The organism is Parapusillimonas granuli (assembly GCF_013416525.1).
GTDB lineage: Bacteria > Pseudomonadota > Gammaproteobacteria > Burkholderiales > Burkholderiaceae_B > Parapusillimonas > Parapusillimonas granuli.
The window spans coordinates 1-1207 of sequence record NZ_JACCEM010000028.1 but is presented as its reverse complement, the minus strand read 5'-3'; the positions used below and the strand labels follow the sequence as shown (position 1 = coordinate 1207).

The 1207-nt window shown below is 56.7% G+C and carries 1 protein-coding gene; it reads left to right on the top strand.

Annotation, left to right across the window (positions count from 1 at the left end):
* Nucleotides 1–67: 67 nt before the first annotated feature.
* Nucleotides 68–1188, top strand: a protein-coding gene (locus H0A72_RS21895; protein WP_180158627.1) for an IS3 family transposase whose coding sequence is annotated in 2 segments (ribosomal slippage) — nt 68–317 and nt 317–1188 — 1122 coding nt in all. Because the reading frame shifts where the segments join, the coding sequence is not laid out codon by codon here.
* Nucleotides 1189–1207: the final 19 nt, after the last annotated feature.

Genomic DNA, 1207 nt, shown 5'->3' with positions numbered 1-1207 from the left:
TGACCTGTCCCGGCTTTTTCGATCCAAGGTAACTTGAGACAATGGCCTCTCAGAGAGTGAGAGGCATATGAAGAAGACGCGATACAGCGACGAGCAGATAGTCCGGATCCTGCGCGAAGCCGATAGGGACAGCGTGGCCGAGGTGACCAAGCGCCACGGCGTGAGTGAAGCCACGATCTACGTGTGGCGTAAGAAGTTCGGCAGCATGGAAACGGACGAGGTCAAACGCCTGAAGGCGCTGGAGGCCGAAAACGCCAGGCTGCGTAAGTTGCTGGTCGACCGGGAGCTGGAAATCGATGTGATGAAGGAGATCAACTCAAAAAAATGGTAGGCGCACAGGCTCGTCTGGCGCAGGCGAGGTACGCCATCTCTCGTGGCGTCTCCCAGCGTCGGGCCTGTGCGCTGATGGATGTTTCCCGTTCCGGTTTGTATTACACGCTGAAGATGCCTACGAAGGATGCCCCGGTGATTGAGGTTATGCAACGCCTATCAGGTCAGTACCCACGCTTTGGTTCTCGTCGTATCCGTGTCTTCCTGGGCCGCGAAGGCATTCAGGTTGGCCAGGAGCGCTGTTCACGTCTATGGCGGGAAGCAGGGCTCCAAGTGCCTGCGAAACGTAAGCGGCGCCGTGTGGCGAGCTCGCTGCCTCGACCATGCCTGCCGACCGGCCGGAATAGCGTCTGGAGCTACGACTTTGTGTACGACGCCTGCGCCAACGGTCAGACACTTAAATGTTTGACGGTGGTGGACGAATACACGCGGGAATGCTTGGCGATTGACGTTGCCGGCAGCATCCGTGCCCAGCGGGTAATCGAGGTGCTCAGCCGCTTGGTCAGCCTGCGTGGCGCACCAAAATACCTTCGAAGTGATAACGGCCCCGAGTTCGTTAGTACACAGCTGCTGCAATGGGCAGTCGACGAAAAGCTGGAAACGGTCCTAATCGAACCCGGCAAGCCATGGCAAAACGGTACCAATGAAAGTTTCAACGGGAAGTTCCGCGATGAATGTCTGTCGATGGAATGGTTCCGCAACCGACTAGAAGCTCGGGTAGTCATTGAGGACTGGCGTCGCCACTATAATGAGATCCGGCCGCATTCGAGCCTGAATTACCAAACCCCACACGAGTTTGTGGGAAACCTGACCAACGAATTAACATCCGAGGCCAGAATCTCTAGTCCTTACTGGTAGGAAATTCCCGGACAGGTCA